The sequence below is a fragment of the Streptomyces mobaraensis NBRC 13819 = DSM 40847 genome, from assembly GCF_017916255.1.
In the GTDB taxonomy this organism is placed as follows: domain Bacteria; phylum Actinomycetota; class Actinomycetes; order Streptomycetales; family Streptomycetaceae; genus Streptomyces; species Streptomyces mobaraensis.
In genome coordinates this window covers 7,020,048-7,036,316 of record NZ_CP072827.1, presented here as the reverse complement: position 1 = coordinate 7,036,316, position 16,269 = coordinate 7,020,048, and the positions used below count along the sequence as shown (strand labels likewise).

Here is a 16,269-nt window from a genome sequence, read left to right as displayed (position 1 = left end):
CCTACCGGCGCGGGCGGTCCCGAGTACGGTGATGGGCGCCCTCGGGCCCTCAGGAGGCAGGTGCTCATGCAGACCACCACCGCCCCGCCCGCACGCGATATCGGTGCACTCGTACGCAGCCGCCGCCACGCACTGCGGCCCCGCATGACCCAGGCCCAGTTGGGTGCGGTGCTCGGCTATTCCGCGTCCTGGGTCTGCCGTGTCGAATCCGGTGAACTCGTCCCGCCGGTGCCCGTCCTGTTGCGCATCGCCGCCGCGCTGGGCATCCCAACCGATGAGCTGCTCGCCGCGGCTCACCCTCCTCGGCGAGTCATCGGCACGGATCTCGCGAGCCCCCGTACAACCCCCTCCCGGGCGGCTACGGTGGCGAGAGACGATGTCGAGGGCGAGCAGGAGGACGCTGTGCGCCGCAGGTACTTTCTCACCGGCGCGGTCGGAATCGGCTCCGCCGCACTGGCCGGAACGGCCGCCGCCGGCCCCCGACGAGCCGCCGATCCGGGCACCGCCCTGGAAACCGCGCTGTTCCAGCCGCCGCCGGCCGCGCCCTCCACCGTCGCACGACTCACCATGGCCCTCCACGGCGCCCGCGAGGACTTCCGCCGCGCCGAATACCGGCACCTCGCCGCCCGCCTGCCCGCGCTGCTGGCCACCGTCGACACCACCCGCAATACTCTGACCGGCCACGCCCGCGAAGAGGCCCACGCCGTCGCGGCGCGCGCCTACTCCCTGGCCTGCGAACTCGCCATCAAATCGCGTTCGGAGACCTCTTGGGTGGCCGCCGACCGCGCCCTCACCGCCGCTCGCGCCTCCGGCCACGCACCCGCGATCGGCGAGGCCGCCCGCATGCTGTCAGTCGCCATGCGCCACGCCGGCCGCCACCACGCAGCCCTCGACCTGCTCACCCGCACCTGCGCGCAACTCGACGACGCCTCCGATGCCGATGCCCAGGGCGTCCGGGCGTCCCTTCTGCTGACGGGCGGCTACACGGCCGCGCACACCGGAGACCGCGCCCTGGCGCTTGACCTCGTCGACCAGGCCGAAGACATCGGTCGCCGTCACGGGGCCGGGCACCGGCTCACCCTCCAGGACACCCCCGAGCAATGCGACGGCATGCGCATCTCCATCTTCAACGCCCTCGGCCGGCCCGACGACGGCATCGCCCCCATGCAGCGCATCAACCCCGCCGCGTTCCCCACCGCCGAGCGCCGTGCCCGGTACTACACCGACACCGCCCGCATGTGGCACCAGCTTGGCAACCACCAGCGGACCTACGCCGCCCTGCGCTCCATCGAACGTGAGGCGCCCGAGGAAGCACGGCGCCCGTCCGTGCGCGCCCTGACCGCCGACCTCGTCTACACCCCCGTCCGCCTCCCCGGCGTCCGCGAATTCGCCGCGCGCACCGGCGCGGTCCCCGGCTAGGACTCTGCTGTGCCCCATGTCGAGCACCGCCGACGTCCGGCTCGCGATGCCACCGCCGTGGTGGCCCGAGACGGCCGGGGCTTAGTCGCCATCCTCAGCGCCGAAAGTTGAAGCCCCGACCTGGGCGAACCCAGCGTGACCCTATGGTCTGCGGCCCACCCACCCCGCCGACTCTCGCGGCCTGCACACAGCAGCGCCCTGGAGCGTTCGCTCCAGGGCGCTGACCTGCGGTACCAGTGCTTTTACGCGCCTACTTGGCGGCCTTCGGCGCCGGGACGGCGTGCGGGGTGCACGTGACGTCCTTGGCGTCGACCTTGCCGGTGAGCAGGTAGGTGTCGACCCGGTCGTTGATGCAGGGGTTGACCAGGCCGGTGACGCCGTGCGAGCCGGCGCCCTTCTCCGTGATCAGGCGGGAGCCCTGGAAGCGCTTGTGCAGCTCGACCGCGCCGGCGTAGGGGGTGGCGGCGTCGCGGGTGGACTGCACGATGAGGGTCTGCGGCAGGCCCTTGTAGGTCTTGACCTCGAGGGGCGTGCCCTGCGGGCCCTTCCAGGTGGCGCAGGGGAGGTTCATCCAGGCGTTGGCCCAGGTCATGAAGGGGGCCTGGCGGTGGATGCGGGTGTTGTCGCGGTCCCACTTCTTCCAGCTGGTGGGCCACTTGGCGTCGGCGCACTCGACGGCCGTGTAGACGGCGTTGCCGTTCTCGGCGGAGACGGCACCGGCGAGGTCCGGACCGGCGGCCTCGACGAGGGCCTTCTTGTCACCGGAGCGGTACTTGGCCCAGGTCTCGGCGACCGGGATCCAGGAGGAGTCGTAGTACGCGGCGCTCTGGAAGAAGTTGACGAGCTCGGCCGGGCCGACGACGCCGCCGATCGGCTTCTTCTTCGCCTCGGCGCGCAGCTTCAGCCACTGGGCGTGCACCTTGGCCTGGCTGTTGCCGATGTGGAAGACCGAGTCGTACTTGGCGACCCACTGCTCCCAGTCCTTGAAGCGGCCCTCGAAGGCGATGTCCTGCTCGAGGTTGGCGTCGTACCAGATGTTGCTGGTGGCCGGGTTGACGACGCTGTCCACGATCATGCGGCGGACGTGGCCCGGGAACAGCGTGCCGTAGACGGCGCCGAGGTAGGTGCCGTAGGAGACGCCCAGGTAGTTGAGCTTCTTCTCGCCCAGGGCCGCGCGCACGACGTCGAGGTCGCGGGCGGTGTTCATCGTCGTCATGTACGGCAGCATCTTGCCGCTGCGCTTGGCGCAGCCGTCCGCGTACTGCTTGGCGAGCTTGCGCTGGGCCAGCTTGTCCGCCTCGTTCCCCGGCACCGGGTCGGCCTTGGGGGCCGCGACGAACTCCTTGGGGTCGACGCAGGAGATGGGGGCGGACTTGCCCACACCGCGCGGGTCGAAGCCGACGAAGTCGTAGGCCTTGGCGACCTTGGTGTAGATGGGGTTCTTCGTCGTGACCTTGCGCGGGAACTTCAGGCCGGAGCCGCCCGGGCCGCCCGGGTTGTAGACCAGCGAGCCCTGGCGCTCCTTGGCGGTGCCGGTGGAGCGGACACGGTCCACGGCGATCTTGATCGTCGGGCCGTTCGGCTTGGCGTAGTCGACCGGGACGGTCACCCAACCGCACTGGATGGGCTTCTCCAGGCCCCAGGTGGCGGGGCAGTCCTGCCACTTGATGCCCGTCTTGGCCGCCTTCGCGGCAGCGGCCTGCACGCCCTTGGCCTCGGCGGCGCCGCCGGGCACGCGCTCGGTGGCGCCGGCCGACGGAGCGGCCAGGAAGCCCGCGACGAGGGCGCCGGTCATCACGGTGCCGGTGGCCGCGCCGAGTATCGCTTTAGGTCTCACGTGGGAATCCCCCTGCTGGGAACGCCGTCCTCGGATCGGGACGGCGATGATCACAGAGCTGCACCAGGGATGATTCCGTCTCCCGTACCAAGATGGACAGGTTGTTCGGGTGAATCTTTACTAATCCGTAAGGATGACGTCATGCCGGATGCCTCCTGAGGCGTCCTTCATCACTCCCGTGCGTCAGCGCCCTTTCCGCCGTGCGCAGGAGCGCGCGCAGCCGGAGCGCGTCGGAGGCCACGGCGCTCACGGCGACGGCGGGGCCGGTGAGCGGCATGGCGGCGGCCACCGCCCCCTCGGCCGTGTGCGGCGGCGGCACCGGCGGCGCGTCGCCGAAGTCCGGATCGACGGCGAGGAGCTGCCCCACGGCCCGGTGGCCGCCGAGGACCGCGCCGCCGTCCCAGCCGGGCGCCCCCGGCCCGTAGGCCAGCTCCTGGTCGTAGAGCGGGCGGCCGGCGCGGTGGACGGTCAGCCGGGCGGTCAGCCGCCCGGGCGGCTCGCCCGCGCGGCCGAGCACCTGCTCCTCGCGGAACAGCAGCCGGGCCGTGGGGGCGAGTTCGACGCGGGTGGTGGTGCGCAGGTCGCTGCCCGCGGCGGAGATCAGCGGTTCGGGGAGCCAGTGGAGCGTCGCGCCGTCCCCGACGGTGATCCGGATGTCGTACGCGGCCGGGGCGCCCGTCCGGCCGGGCAGGGCGAGGGTGGCGGCCGTGGTGGTGAAGCGGAGCGCGGCGCCGGGTTCGACGGTCGCGGCCAGCGTCAGCCGGTCGCCGCCGAGCGGCGCGCTCATCGCGCCGACCAGCGCGACGTGCGCCACCGCGCCGCGGGGGCCGGTCCTGCGGAGCGCGAACGGCGCCTCGCCGGCCAGGACGGGGAGCGCCGTGCCGCCGCGGCCGTCCGGGGCCGCGACGAGGCGGGCGGCGGCCCGGACGGCGGCCGTCTCCGTGCGCGCGGCGACGCCGACGGTCACGCCCGCTTCCAGGCGGTGAGCCGCTCGCGCACCCAGTCCCGTACCGGCGCGACGCCGCCCTCGGTGGCGAGGGAGGTGAACACCACCGGCAGGTCGCCGCGTTGGGCCTTGGCGTCGCGGGCCATGCCGTCGAGGTCGACGCCGACGTACGGGGCGAGGTCCGTCTTGTTGACGACCAGCAGGTCCGCGCCGGTGATGCCCGGGCCGCCCTTGCGGGGGATGTCGTCGCCGCCCGCCACGTCGATCACGAAGATCTGGGCGTCGACGAGGCCCTTGGAGAAGGTGGCGGTGAGGTTGTCGCCGCCCGACTCGACGAGGATCAGGTCGAGGGCCTCGATGGCCTCCTCCAGGTCCTCGATGGCTTCCAGGTTGGCCGAGATGTCGTCCCGGATCGCGGTGTGGGGGCAGGCGCCCGTCTCCACCGCCGTGATGCGCTCCGGCGGCAGGACGGCGTTGCGGAGCAGGAACTCGGCGTCCTCGCGGGTGTAGATGTCGTTGGTCACGACCGCGATCGAGAGGTCGTCGCGGAGGGCTCGGCAGAGGGCGGCGACCGTCGCCGTCTTGCCGGTGCCTACCGGGCCGCCCAGGCCGATGCGGAGCGCTCGGCGCGTGCCGTTCGCCCGGAGGGCGGGTTGGGCGGAGTAGGTGTGGCGGTGGGGGTAGGGGGTGTTCGGGTGGTCGAGGTGCATGGTCGGGTCTCCCTTGGGTGGGTGGTTGCGGTCTTTTGGGGTGCCCCGGCCCCGCCCTTTCACCGTTTCTTGCGGGGGCTCCGCCCCCGCACCCCCGAAGCGCGCTGCGCGCGCTGTCCTCAAGCGCCGAACGGGCTGGAATCAGCCCGTTGGGGGTGCCCCCTCTGGGGGAGCTTGAGGACGAGCGGCGAAGCCGCGACAAGCGGGGTCTGGGGCGGCAGCCCCAGGAAACGGCGAAGGGGCGGGACCGGGGCACCCTCTACGAAGCGAACAGCCGCACCGGCCACCCCGCATGCACCTCCGCCATCACATCCAGCAGCGGCGCCGAAGCGGCCGGCAACACCTCCGTCCCCTCGTCCAGGACCCGCGCCCCCACCGCCGCGGCCGCCGCCGCGACCGCGTCGAGCTCCGGGGCGAGCCGCGCCAGGACGGCCGTCGCGTCGAACGGGTCCAGGCCGAGGAGCCGGACGACGGCCGTGGCGGGCCCGCCGACCGTCTCGTAACAGGCGGCGTACGCGGCGGCGGCCGGTCCGAGGCCCGCCGCGCGGGCGGTGAGGCCGAGGACGACGGGCTGGTGGGCGCCGCGCGGGCGGGCCGCGGCGAGGGCGTCGAGGGCGGGTGAGGGCCAGGCCGCCCGCGCGGCGCGCGTCAGTTGCCGGCCGAGGCGGCGGGCGGTGGCGCGCAGGGCCTGGGACGGCGTCCGCGCGTCGGCGGCCTCGTCGAGGAGGAGCGGGTCCGCGCCGGCGGCGGCGGCCGCGGCGAGCGCGGCGGCGGTCAGCCCGGCGGTGTGCAGCCGGCCGCGGCAGAACTCCTCCAGGTCGGCGGCGTCCCGGATACGGCCCGCCGCGACGGCCGCCTCCGCGCCGCCGGAGTGCGCGTGGCCGCCGGCGGGGAACCGGCCGTCGGCGAGGACGAGCAGGGCCCCGAGGGCAGTGGTGTCGACGGCCGTCATCGGAGGAGCCATCAGAAGAGGAAGTAGCGCTGGGCCATCGGGAGTTCCGCCACCGGGCTCGGTTCCACCGGATCGCCGTCGACGGTGACCGTGAAGGTGTCCGGGTCGACCTCGACGCGCGGCCGGGCGTCGTTCTCGCGCATGTCGGCCTTGGTGACGCCCCGGGTGTCGCGGATGGGGAGGAAGCGCTTGCCGAGGCCGAGGCGTTCGGGGAGGCCGTCGTCGAGGGCCCACTGGGTGACGAAGTTGAGGGAGGTGGCGGCGGGGGCGCGGCCCACCGCGCCGAACATCGGCCGGGGCAGCACCGGTTGCGGGGTGGGGATGGAGGCGTTGGCGTCGCCCATCTGCGCCCAGGCGATCTGCCCGCCCTTGAGCACGAGCAGCGGCCGGACGCCGAAGAACGCCGGTTCCCACAGCACCAGATCGGCGAGTTTGCCCTCCTCGACCGAGCCGATCTCGTGGTCGAGCCCCTGGGCCACGGCCGGGTTGATCGTGTACTTGGCGACGTAGCGGCGGGCCCGCCGGTTGTCGGCCGGGCCGTCGCCGGGCAGCGGGCCGCGCCGGGCCTTCATCACGTGCGCGGTCTGCCAGGTGCGCAGCACGGTCTCCCCGATGCGGCCCATGGCCTGGGAGTCGGAGGAGACGATGGAGATGGCGCCGAGGTCGTGGAGGACGTCCTCGGCGGCGATGGTGCCGGGGCGGATGCGGGACTCGGCGAAGGCCAGGTCCTCGGGGACGGCGGGGTTGAGGTGGTGGCAGACCATCAGCATGTCGAGGTGTTCCTCGACGGTGTTGACGGTGTGCGGCCGGGTGGGGTTGGTGGAGCTGGGGAGGACGTTGGGTTCGGAGACGACGGTGATGATGTCCGGTGCGTGCCCGCCGCCCGCGCCCTCGGTGTGGTACGCGTGGATGGAGCGCCCGGCGATGGCGGCGAGGGTGTCGCCGACGAACCCGGCCTCGTTGAGGGTGTCGGTGTGGATGGCGAGCTGGGCGCCGCTCTCCTCGCAGACGGAGAGGCAGGCGTCGATGACGGCGGGGGTCGCCCCCCAGTCCTCGTGGATCTTGAATCCGACGGCGCCGGCGCGCAGTTGGGCGCGCATCGCGTCGTACGAGACGGTGTTGCCCTTGCCGAGCAGCCCGATGTTGACGGGGTACGCCTCCATTGCCTCGAACATCCGGGCGAGGTGCCAGGCGCCGGGGGTGACGGTGGTGGCCTTGCTGCCCTCCGCGGGGCCGGTGCCGCCGCCGACGAGGGTGGTGATCCCGGTGGCGAGGGCGGTCTCGGCGGCCTGCGGGCAGATGAAGTGGACGTGGGCGTCGACGGCTCCGGCGGTGAGGATGCGCCCGTTGCCGGAGATGATCTCGGTCTCGGGCCCGATCACCAGGTCGGGGTGGACGCCGTCCATGGTGTCGGGGTTGCCGGCCTTGCCGACGCCGGTGATCCGGCCGTCGCGGATCCCCACGTCGGCCTTGACGACGCCCCAGTGGTCGAGGACCACCGCACCCGTGATGACGGTGTCGGGGGCACCCTCGGCCCGGGTGGCCCGGGACTGGCCCATGGACTCGCGGATGACCTTGCCGCCGCCGAACACCGCTTCGTCGCCCGCGCGTCCGGGCCCGCCGCAGCGGTCCTCCTCCACCTCGATCAGCAGGCTGGTGTCGGCGAGGCGGATGCGGTCGCCGGTGGTGGGGCCGTAGAGGGCGGCGTACGCGGCCCGGTCGAGCCGGGGCGGCCCGGGGAGCGGCCCGCCGGCCGGGGAGTCAGCCATCGAGCTGGCCCCCGCAGGCTCCCCGCAGCCCCGGAACGATCCGCTTGCCGGCCAGTGGGACGAGGTCCACCTCTACCGGGATACCCGGTTCGAAGCGGACGGCGGTGCCGGCCGGGATGTCGAGCCGCTTGCCGTGGGCGGCGGCCCGGTCGAAGTCCAGCCCCGGGTTGGCCTCGGCGAAGTGGTAGTGCGAGCCCACCTGGACGGGCCGGTCGGCGGCGTTGAGCACGGTGACCCGGGTGCGGTGCAGGTTCTCGTTGAGGCGGACGGGCTCGTCCGCGTGGAAGACCTGACCCGGGATCAGGGCGTCGACGGTCATGGGTTCCCCCTCGTCAGGCTATGGGCTCGTGGACGGTGACGAGCTTGGTCCCGTCCGGGAAGGTGGCCTCGACCTGGACGTCGGGGATCATCTCGGGGATGCCGGGCATGACCTCGTCGCGGGTGAGCACCTTCCGTCCGGACGCCATGAGTTCGGCCACCGTCCGTCCGTCGCGGGCGCCCTCCAGGACATGCGCGGTGATCAGGGCCACGGCCTCGGGGTGGTTGAGGAGCAGCCCGCGGGCCCGGCGCTTCTCGGCGACGTCGGCGGCCACATGGATCAGCAGCCGCTCCTGCTCGTGCGGGGTCAGTCGCACAGGTCCCACCTCACTGTCGTCCGAACGCAGCGGGACGTTACCCCAGTTCAGCACGGTGCCGACGGGCTCGGACCCGCCCGGGGGCCGGTGATTGCAAGTTACTGCGCAACCTTTTCCACCGTGTTAACCGCCGCTTTGCGTCACCATGGCGAACGGACGTGCCGGGAACGGTCAGTCGATCACTTTGATCTTCTTCATGGTCGGCTGCGAGATGACCCGGGCGACGCCGGGGATACCGATGATCTTGTTGGTCTGGAACGCCTCGTAGGCGGCGTAGTCGGCGACCAGCACCCGCAGGTGGTAGTCGGGCGTACCGAACGCGCGCCGGAACTCGACGACCTCCTCGTACGCCGCGATGGTCGACTCCAGCCCCTCCAGTGTCTTCAGGTCGCTGACCGAGACCTCGATGGAGACCAGCACCTCCAGCCCCCGCCCGGCCGCCTCGTGGTTGACCCTGGCCCGGTAGCCGGTGATGATCCCGGCCTCCTCCAGCCGCTTCACCCGGCGCAAGCAGGGCGGGGGCGTCAGGCCGACCCGCCGGGCCAGTTCGACGTTGGTCAGCCGCCCGTCTTGCTGCAGGTGATACAAGATGTCACGATCAACCTGGTCGACTTTACTTTTGTTACTCATACGCCCACCCTACGGTCATATTTCGAAACCATATAAGTCGGCATACATCCTAGGATTGCCGTATGGCGACCCTCCCGGCCGAACACGTCGGCACCGGCACTGCCCCCTCCCCTCCGGCCCCCCGCGAAGGGCTGCGGACGGACCTGCGACGCGCGCTCAAGGACTCCGGTTCGGTGGGCCTGGGCGCCTATCCGATGGGCGTGGCCTTCGGCGTCCTGGTCGCCCACTCCGGGCTCCAGTGGTGGTGGGCGAGCGTCTTCTCCGGCTTCATCTACGCCGGTTCCCTGGAGTTCCTCTTCCTCGGCCTGGTGCTGTCGACCGCGCCGCTCGCGTCGATCGCGGTGACGGCGTTCCTGGTCAACTTCCGGCACGTCTTCTACGCCCTGTCCTTCCCGCTGCACCGGGTCCGGGGGCGGCTCGGGAAGGTGTACAGCACCTTCGCGCTGTCCGACGAGGCGTACGCGGTCACCGCCGGCGAGGCCGCCCAGCACTACCCCAGCCGGCGGATCCTCTGGCTCCAGGTGTTCATCCACTGCTACTGGGCCGGCGGGGCGACGACCGGTGCCCTGCTGGGTTCGGTGATACCCGAGGGGGTCAAGGGGCTGGACTTCGCGGTGACCGCCCTGTTCACCGTGCTGGCCATCGACGCCTTCCGCGCCCGCCGCGACATCCCCACCCCGCTGCTGGCCCTGGCCTGCGCGCTCGTGGCCCGGTTCCTGTTCCCCGGGCAGATGCTGCTCGTCGGGTTCGCGCTGTTCACCACGGGGCTGCTGGCCCGCTACGCCTGTTCGAAGAAGGAGCGGCGGGACCGGAAAGACCGGCAGAATCCGCAGGACCGGAAGGAGCGGGCCCGTGCCTGACACCGGATACCTGATCGCGGCGGTCGCCACCGCCGTCGCCGTCACCTGGGCGCTGCGCGCCCTCCCCTTCGCGGCCCTGGCCCCCCTGCGGTCGAGCCCGCTGGTCGTCTACCTCAGGAAGGCGATGCCGGTCGGGGTGATGGTCGTCCTCGCCGTCTACACCCTGCGCGACTTCGATCCGCACGTCCCCGACCGCGCCTGGCCGACCGTCATCGCGCTGGCCTTCACCGTGGCGCTGCACCTGTGGCGGCGCAACCTCCTGCTGTCCGTCCTCGCCGGCACCGTCGTCCACGTGCTGCTCGCCAGCGCGGTCTTCGGCTGATCCCATCCCACGGCGGCCGGTTCCGGGACCCGGACGGGCCCGCCGTCACGCGGACGGCGGGCCCGTCCCGTCCTCAGGGCTGGGCGATCCGCTCGGCACGGGGCCGGGCGATGGACCGGTAGTCCTCGGTCGCCAGCGCGATGGTCCGGTCGAAGCGGGCCGCGTTGAAGAACAGCTCGTCGTGCCGGAAGAGTTCGGGGTCGACGAAGAGGGGCAGCCGCTCGTCGAAGGAGAACGGCGGGATGGTCCCCACCGGCGTCCCGGCCAGTTCCTCGGCCACCTCCTTGGGCGCGAACCCGGCGTAGGTCCCGCCGTACAGGGCCTTCATCCTGGCGAAGTCGACGCGCTTGTCGCCCGGGATGACGGCCGCCGCGTAACGGGTCACCTTCTTGCCCACCTTGACCATCACGACCATGCACTTGGCGGCCTGCCCGGGGTCGTGGCCGCGCAGCCGGCTGACCGCCTCGGTCACCCCCTCCGGCTCGTGTTCGATCACCCGGTAGGTGGCGCCCCGCTCGTCCAGCAGGGCGATCAACTTGCGGTACATGTCCTCGGAGGCCATCGATCGCCTGTCTCTCCCGTCGGCAGTCCGGCGGGGGCATCATGCCAGACCCCGGGGCCCTCCCCGCCCAGCAGGCCCAGGGCCGCCTGGTGCAGTTCCGGGTCGCCCGCCGCGACGACCCGGCCGTGGGTGTCCAGGCCGAGCGGGGCGCCCGACCACTCCGTCAGCACCCCGCCCGCGCCCCCGACGACGGCGGCGGGCGCGAAGACGTCGTAGGGCTTCAGGCCGCTGTCGACGGCCAGGTCCGTCCGGCCCGCGGCGAGCAGCCCGTACGCGAACGAGCTGGCGCCGTACAGCGTGTACCGCACCTGGTCCCGGACCCGGGCCAGCGCCGGCCGCTCGTCCGGGCCGAAGAAGTCGGGGTTGGAGCAGGTGGCGAGCGCGGCGGCGGGTTGGGGGCAGGGGCGGGTGCGGACGGGGACCCGGTTGCGTTCGGCGAGGACGCCGTCCACGCCCACCCAGCGGTCCCCGGTCGCGGGGTAGTCGAGGACGCCCAGCCAGGGCCGGCCGCCCCGGGCCACCCCGATGAGCGTGCCGTACACCGGGATCCCGGCGATGAACGGCGCGGTGCCGTCGACCGGGTCCAGGACCCAGACCACGTCCGCGTCGAGGCCGTGCGACCCGAACTCCTCGCCCAGGACGCCGTGGTGGGGGTAGGCGTCGGCGATGCGGGCACGCAGCCGGGCCTCGATGGCGCGGTCGGTGGCGGTGACGAAGCTGTTGTCCGCCTTGACGTCGACCCGCGTCACCTCGGCCGCCGCCGCGGCGAGGACGGCGCGGCTCTCGTCGGCGAGGCGTTCGGCGAAGCGGAGGAGTTCGGCCGCGTGAGCGTCGGGTGCCGGGTTCACGCGTACTCCCCCAGGGTCTGGGCGAACGCCCAGTCGATCCACGGCAGCAGGGCCTCGACGTCGGCGGTGTCGACGGTGGGCCCGCCCCAGATCCGCAGGCCGGGGGGCGCCTCGCGATGGGCGCCGATGTCGTACCCGGCGCCGTTCTCCTCGATCCGGGCGCACACCCGGCGGGCGAACGCGGCCTGTTCCGGGGCCGGGAGGGCGGTGAAGCGGGGGTGGGTGAAGCGGAGGCAGATGCTGGTGGGCGAGACGGTCCTCGGGTCCTCGGCCAGGAACTCCACGTAGGGGGTGGCGCGCACCCAGCGGGCGACGGCGTCCAGGTTGGCGCGCGACCGGGCGACGGTGGCGGGCGTCCCGCCGATCCGCTCCACCCAGTCGAGGGCGGTGAGGACGTCCTCGACGGCCAGCATGGACGGCGAGTTGACGAAGAAGCCGTCGAACACCTCGTCGAGGAGCGCGCCGTCGCGGGCGATCCGGAACACCTTGGGAATCGGCCGGTCCGGCCGGAAGACCGCCAGCCGCTCGACGGCGGCCGGGGACAGGGCGAGCATGCCGTGCGCGCCCTCGCCGCCCAGCGCCTTCTGCCACGACCAGGTGACGACGTCGAGCTTGGCGAAGTCGACGTCCATGCCGAAGACGGCGGAGGTGGCGTCGCAGATGGTGAGTCCGTCGCGGTCGGCGGGGATCCAGTCGGCGTCGGGGACGCGGACGCCGGACGTCGTCCCGTTCCAGGTGAAGACGACATCGCGGGAGAAGTCGACGGCGCTCAGGTCCGGCAGGCCGCCGTAGGAGGCGGCGCAGTGGACGGTGACGTCGGGCACGCGCAGCTGCTCGACGATGTCGTGGAGCCAGGTGAGGCCGAAGTTCTCCCAGGCGCACACCTCGACGCCGGTGTGCCCGAGAAGGTTCCAGAGGGCGGTCTCGACGGCGCCGGTGTCGGAGCCGGGGATGATGGCGAGCCGGTGGTCGGGCGGCAGGCCGAGCAGCCGGCGGGAGGTCTCGATGACCTCGCGGAGCCGCGCGCGACCCTCGGGGTGGCGGTGGGACCTGCCGACGAAGGCGCCCTTGAGATCGCCGGGGTCCCAGCCGGGCGGCTTGGCGCAGGGGCCGGAGGAGAACCACGGCCGTTCGGGCTTGAGGGCGGGTTTGGACAGGGGGTTCGACACCCGCACGGGCGTTCGTCCTTCCGGTACACGAGGGCGGGTCCGCCGGGCGCGGGGCCCGACGGACGGCGGCACGAGGGGCGGGGTCAGCGGGTGAGGCTGACGAAGTGGCGGCGCGGCCCGGTGAAGGCGAACCGCCCGTGCTGGAGCACCTGGTTGTCGAGGACCAGGACGTCCCCCGGCCGCATTCGTACGGCGTGTGTGGTGCGCCAGAGGAGGCCGCGGAGGAACGCGATGGTGTCCTCGTCGATGGGCTCGCCGTCGCCGTAGCTGGTGGTCGCGGGGTAGGCGTGGTCAGGGAGGTCGGTGGGGAAGTCGGGGTGTGCGCGCCAGTAGGAGCTGTGGAGTTCGGTGATCTGGTTGAACCAGAGCCGTTCGCCGGTCTCGGGGTGGGTGGTGAAGGCGTCGCGGCGGTAGTGGTAGTGCAGTTCGTCGCCGGGGCCCCACCGGAAGACGTGGCCGGACGCGGCCAGGTGCTCCGCGACGTCGTCCTTGTTCTCGGTGCCGAAGGTCTCGGTCCAGCCCATGGCGCCCGCGGTCGCCGTGCGTGCCAGTCTCCGGTGGTAGCGCACGCCCCGCTCGGCGAACTCCGCGCGGAGGCCCTCGGGGAGGATCCGGCCGGTCTCGCGGATGTCGTTGACGGGGACCTCGCCGCCCTCGCCCGCCGCGGTCTCGCAGTAGAAGAAGACCTTGCGCGGATGGTCGGACAGGTAGGCCATCTCGTTGTGCGGCGAGAGGGTGATGCGGGGGTCCTCGTCGCTGGTGGCGAGCGCGGCCCCGGTGTCGTTGCGGCGGACGGCGATGCCGCCGCGGTAGCCCATGGGCGGGTATCCCAGATCCGCGACCAGCCGCTCGAAGCCGGGCTTGCCGGTCAGCGGCAGGCCGCGCAGCAGGAGGCCGCCGGACGCGGGCAGCGTCGCGTCGATCAGCTCCCGGACCGCCGCCGTGAGCCCGGAGGACGCCGGGTCGGCGACGGCGAAGGCCGGGATCATCCCGTTGGCGTCGGGCACGCTGTCCGGGAAGCTCTCGTGGGCGGACCCGGCGAGGAACCTCCGCCCGCGGACCGGCAGCCGGAAGGACGCGCCGAGTCCGACGCGCTGGAAGGCGGGAGCGGTCGCCTCGGTCGTCATCGCCGGTCCTCCTCGTCGGGGACGTCGTCAAAAGCGGTGGGCCGGCCGCGCAGCACGCAGATCTCGTGGAAGACCGGGGTCCCGGGGTCGGCGGCGAGCCGGTCGGCGGCCTCGGTGGCCGAGAGCGGCCGGCGGCCCTCGGGGTCGGCGGAGAAGGAGCAGGTGAAGTCCTTCTCGTGGCCGGTGCCGCGCAGCGCCGCCTCCAGGGCGGCGAAGAAGGTGATGTCGGTGCGGCCGTCCTGCGGGACGACGCGGGAGGCCAGCTCCTCGGGGCGGTAGCCGTGCGCGCGGAACAGCCGCGTCAGGACGTCCTTGCCGATCCGGCAGCCGAGGTTGAGCACCACCTCGGCCCGGGGCGCGCGGGCGCGGACGCGGCGGAGCAGCGCCTCGATCAGGCCGAGGCCCACGGCGTTGAACGGGTGGTCGTCGAAGGCGGACCACGGGTAGTAGTGGGCCGCGTGGTCCGTGATCCGGAGCGGGCCGCCGGTCTCGGGGCCGGTCCGCAGATGGGCGGCGCGGAACCGGGTGTACATCGCGTCCCCGGGGTCCGGCACCTGCGGCAGGCAGGCCACGACGGTGTCCGCGGCGACGACCGCCTCCGTGGCCGCGGGCCCGTCGACGAGGCTGACGGATCCCTCGATGAACCGGCAGCGGCCGGCGAGGCCGGGGGCGGCGTCCATGACGAACCGCCGGGCGAGGGGCGGCAGTCGGGGATCCAGGTCGCTGGCGGTGACGTGCGCGGCGCCGCACCGCCGCAGCAGGTGCAGGACGTTGGCGCCGCTGCCGACGCCGACCTCGTAGACGCGCCGGCCGCGCAGTCCGGCGCGTTCCAGACCGGCCTGGAAGGTGACCGTCCAGGGGTCGGACGGGTCGAAGGTGAAGCTCGGCACGGAGGCCGGGGCCGGGTCCGGTACCGAGGCCGGGGCGGGCGCCGGGGCTAACATCGTGTGCTCGGACGGCATGTCATCAAACCTCCCGGTGATGGCGGGCGGGGCGCCGCCCGCCCGGTTACTGGTCGATCAGCAGGACGTCCCCGGCCGCTTCCCGGAGGCAGTGGTCGGAGCGCATGGACGCGGCGTAGCCGCCGGCGTTGATCAGCGCCACCCGGTCGCCCTCGCGCAGCCGGGGCATGGGGTGGTCGACGGCCCACTGGTCGAGGGCCTCGTTGATGTTGCCGACGACGGTGTACGTCTCGGTGCCCTCGTCCCATCGGGGCGTGACCGCGACGGGTTCGCAGGGCAGGCCGTAGAAGACGGGCTCCATGGCCAGGTTGAAGCCGGCGTCGAGCCCGGCGAACAGCACGTCCCGGCGCCGCTCCACGTACGTGACGGTGGTGAGGAGCAGCCCGGCGTCCTTGACGAGGTAGTCGCCCGGTTCGACGGCGACGGTCAGGCCGCGGCCGGCGAACCGCCGGGCGACGGCGGCGGCCCAGCGGTCCAGGTCGAGGGGCGCGTCGGCCGGGGTGTGGGGGACGCCCAGCCCGCCGCCGATGTTGACCTCGCGCAGGTCGGGGAAGTGCGCGGTGAACGCGTCGGCGGCGTCGAGGGCGTCCTCCAGCTCGCCGAGCTGGGGGTCGAGCCAGCCGCAGCCCACGTGGAAGTGGAGCCGGACGATCTTCAGGCCGTGGCGTGCGGCGATGGCCCTGGCGTCGTCCAGGTGCTCGCGGTAGACGCCGAACTTGGTGGTGGGGGCGCCGCTGTAGCTCAGCCGGGGATCGCCCTGGTAGCCCGCGCCGGCGGCCGGGTTGACGCGCAGGCCCACCTCGCGGCCGGGGCGGGCGCGGCCCAGGGCGTCCAGGGAGGAGCGCGAGTCGAGGTTGATCCGCAGGCCGTCGAAGCGGGCGAGGACGTCGATGTCCTGGGCGGAGAGCGAGGTGCCGGTGAAGGAGATCGCGTCGGCCGGGAACCCGCAGGCCGCGGCGTGCCGCAACTCCCCCGCCGAGCAGACGTCGACGCCGCAGAGGCCGAGGGTCCGCAGGTACGTCAGGAGGGCGGTGGACCGGTTCGCCTTGATCGCGTAGTGGATGCGGTGGTCGACGCCGGCCGCGTCCAGCGCGGCGGCCAGCCGGCGGACGTTCTCCCGTACCCGGTCGGCGCTGAGGACGTGGACCGGGGTGCCGGTGCGGGCGGCCAGCGCCTCCAGGTCGGTACGGCCTAGGTGCAGCCGGCCGTCGGTGTGCCGGAGGTCGGGCCGCTGCCACCAGGCGGCCGGCGGTGGGGCGGCGGCCGGGTCCGGTCCGTCGACGGCGCTCGGCGGCAGGTAACGCAGCCGTCGCGCGGCCGCCGCGCCGAGGGCGTCGGCCAGGCGGTCCCGGCCGCACTCCGGGTCGAGGACGACGCCGAGCGGGGCGTCGGGGGCCGGTCCGGCGCAGACGGCCTGTTTGACGCGGAGGACGGTGAGCGCGGGCGGCAGGCCGCGGCAGTCCAGGACGACGGGGGGTGCTTCCATTGCTGTCACTTTCGCTGTCACCTTTCGGTGCCGGG

Annotated in this window: 17 protein-coding genes; 3 read left to right on the top strand and 14 right to left on the bottom strand. The window is 73.3% G+C overall.

The genetic code is table 11. The features are described from left to right. The first annotated feature begins 66 nt into the window (after positions 1–66). Positions 67–1,419, top strand: coding sequence for a helix-turn-helix domain-containing protein (locus J7W19_RS30410; protein ID WP_078588124.1), 1,353 nt, complete (start codon positions 67–69; stop codon positions 1,417–1,419). 250 nt (positions 1,420–1,669) lie between these two features. Here the strand turns inward: J7W19_RS30410 and J7W19_RS30405 are convergent, their stop codons facing one another. From J7W19_RS30405 to J7W19_RS30370, 8 genes are all read right to left on the bottom strand, one after another. Then, positions 1,670–3,214, bottom strand: coding sequence for an alpha/beta hydrolase (locus J7W19_RS30405; RefSeq protein ID WP_004948723.1), 1,545 nt, complete (start codon positions 3,212–3,214; stop codon positions 1,670–1,672). Between the two features lie 181 nt (positions 3,215–3,395). Further along, positions 3,396–4,223 carry an urease accessory protein UreD gene (locus J7W19_RS30400; protein WP_004948721.1) on the bottom strand — a complete coding sequence of 276 codons (828 nt, stop codon included), beginning with the start codon at positions 4,221–4,223 and terminating at the stop codon, positions 3,396–3,398. Beyond that, positions 4,220–4,912 (bottom strand): urease accessory protein UreG, encoded by a 693-nt coding sequence (ureG, locus tag J7W19_RS30395; RefSeq protein WP_004948718.1) that lies wholly within the window; start codon positions 4,910–4,912, stop codon positions 4,220–4,222. The genes J7W19_RS30400 and ureG overlap by 4 nt, the downstream gene beginning before the upstream one ends. A gap of 259 nt (positions 4,913–5,171) precedes the next feature. Further along, positions 5,172–5,876, bottom strand: coding sequence for an urease accessory protein UreF (locus J7W19_RS30390; RefSeq protein ID WP_106429637.1), 705 nt, complete (start codon positions 5,874–5,876; stop codon positions 5,172–5,174). Further along, complete coding sequence (locus J7W19_RS30385; protein WP_004946315.1) at positions 5,876–7,633, bottom strand: urease subunit alpha; 1,758 nt, start codon at positions 7,631–7,633, stop codon at positions 5,876–5,878. The genes J7W19_RS30390 and J7W19_RS30385 overlap by 1 nt, the downstream gene beginning before the upstream one ends. Next, complete coding sequence (locus J7W19_RS30380; RefSeq protein WP_040890248.1) at positions 7,626–7,937, bottom strand: urease subunit beta; 312 nt, start codon at positions 7,935–7,937, stop codon at positions 7,626–7,628. The genes J7W19_RS30385 and J7W19_RS30380 overlap by 8 nt, the downstream gene beginning before the upstream one ends. A gap of 28 nt (positions 7,938–7,965) precedes the next feature. Beyond that, positions 7,966–8,268: an urease subunit gamma gene (locus tag J7W19_RS30375; RefSeq protein ID WP_004946319.1), complete on the bottom strand. Its 303-nt coding sequence runs from the start codon at positions 8,266–8,268 to the stop codon at positions 7,966–7,968. A 171-nt stretch (positions 8,269–8,439) separates the two neighbouring features. Further along, positions 8,440–8,898, bottom strand: a complete 459-nt coding sequence (locus tag J7W19_RS30370) for an Lrp/AsnC family transcriptional regulator (protein ID WP_078588065.1) — start codon at positions 8,896–8,898, stop codon at positions 8,440–8,442. 62 nt (positions 8,899–8,960) lie between these two features. On the opposite strand from J7W19_RS30370, the gene J7W19_RS30365 reads away from it, so the two are divergent. Then, positions 8,961–9,758, top strand: coding sequence for an AzlC family ABC transporter permease (locus tag J7W19_RS30365; RefSeq protein WP_004946327.1), 798 nt, complete (start codon positions 8,961–8,963; stop codon positions 9,756–9,758). Next, positions 9,751–10,080, top strand: a complete 330-nt coding sequence (locus J7W19_RS30360; protein ID WP_004946329.1) for a branched-chain amino acid transporter permease — start codon at positions 9,751–9,753, stop codon at positions 10,078–10,080. The genes J7W19_RS30365 and J7W19_RS30360 overlap by 8 nt, the downstream gene beginning before the upstream one ends. Positions 10,081–10,153: 73 nt before the next feature. Here the strand turns inward: J7W19_RS30360 and J7W19_RS30355 are convergent, their stop codons facing one another. From J7W19_RS30355 to J7W19_RS30330, 6 genes are all read right to left on the bottom strand, one after another. Further along, entirely contained in the window at positions 10,154–10,642 is a 489-nt protein-coding gene (locus J7W19_RS30355; protein ID WP_004946333.1) for a YbaK/EbsC family protein, read from the bottom strand. Further along, positions 10,612–11,490, bottom strand: coding sequence for an inositol monophosphatase family protein (locus tag J7W19_RS30350; RefSeq protein WP_004946335.1), 879 nt, complete (start codon positions 11,488–11,490; stop codon positions 10,612–10,614). Before J7W19_RS30350 ends, J7W19_RS30355 begins: the two co-directional genes overlap by 31 nt. Beyond that, positions 11,487–12,665, bottom strand: a complete 1,179-nt coding sequence (locus tag J7W19_RS30345; protein ID WP_004946338.1) for a phosphoserine transaminase — start codon at positions 12,663–12,665, stop codon at positions 11,487–11,489. Before J7W19_RS30345 ends, J7W19_RS30350 begins: the two co-directional genes overlap by 4 nt. A gap of 77 nt (positions 12,666–12,742) precedes the next feature. Beyond that, positions 12,743–13,786, bottom strand: a complete 1,044-nt coding sequence (locus J7W19_RS30340; RefSeq protein ID WP_004946340.1) for a TauD/TfdA family dioxygenase — start codon at positions 13,784–13,786, stop codon at positions 12,743–12,745. Next, entirely contained in the window at positions 13,783–14,676 is an 894-nt protein-coding gene (locus tag J7W19_RS30335; RefSeq protein ID WP_201768228.1) for a methyltransferase domain-containing protein, read from the bottom strand. Before J7W19_RS30335 ends, J7W19_RS30340 begins: the two co-directional genes overlap by 4 nt. Before the next feature lie 118 nt (positions 14,677–14,794). Further along, the gene (locus J7W19_RS30330) at positions 14,795–16,234 is read right to left on the bottom strand and encodes a diaminopimelate decarboxylase (RefSeq protein ID WP_004946345.1); all 1,440 of its coding nucleotides are present in this window, start codon (positions 16,232–16,234) and stop codon (positions 14,795–14,797) included. Positions 16,235–16,269 lie beyond the last annotated feature (35 nt).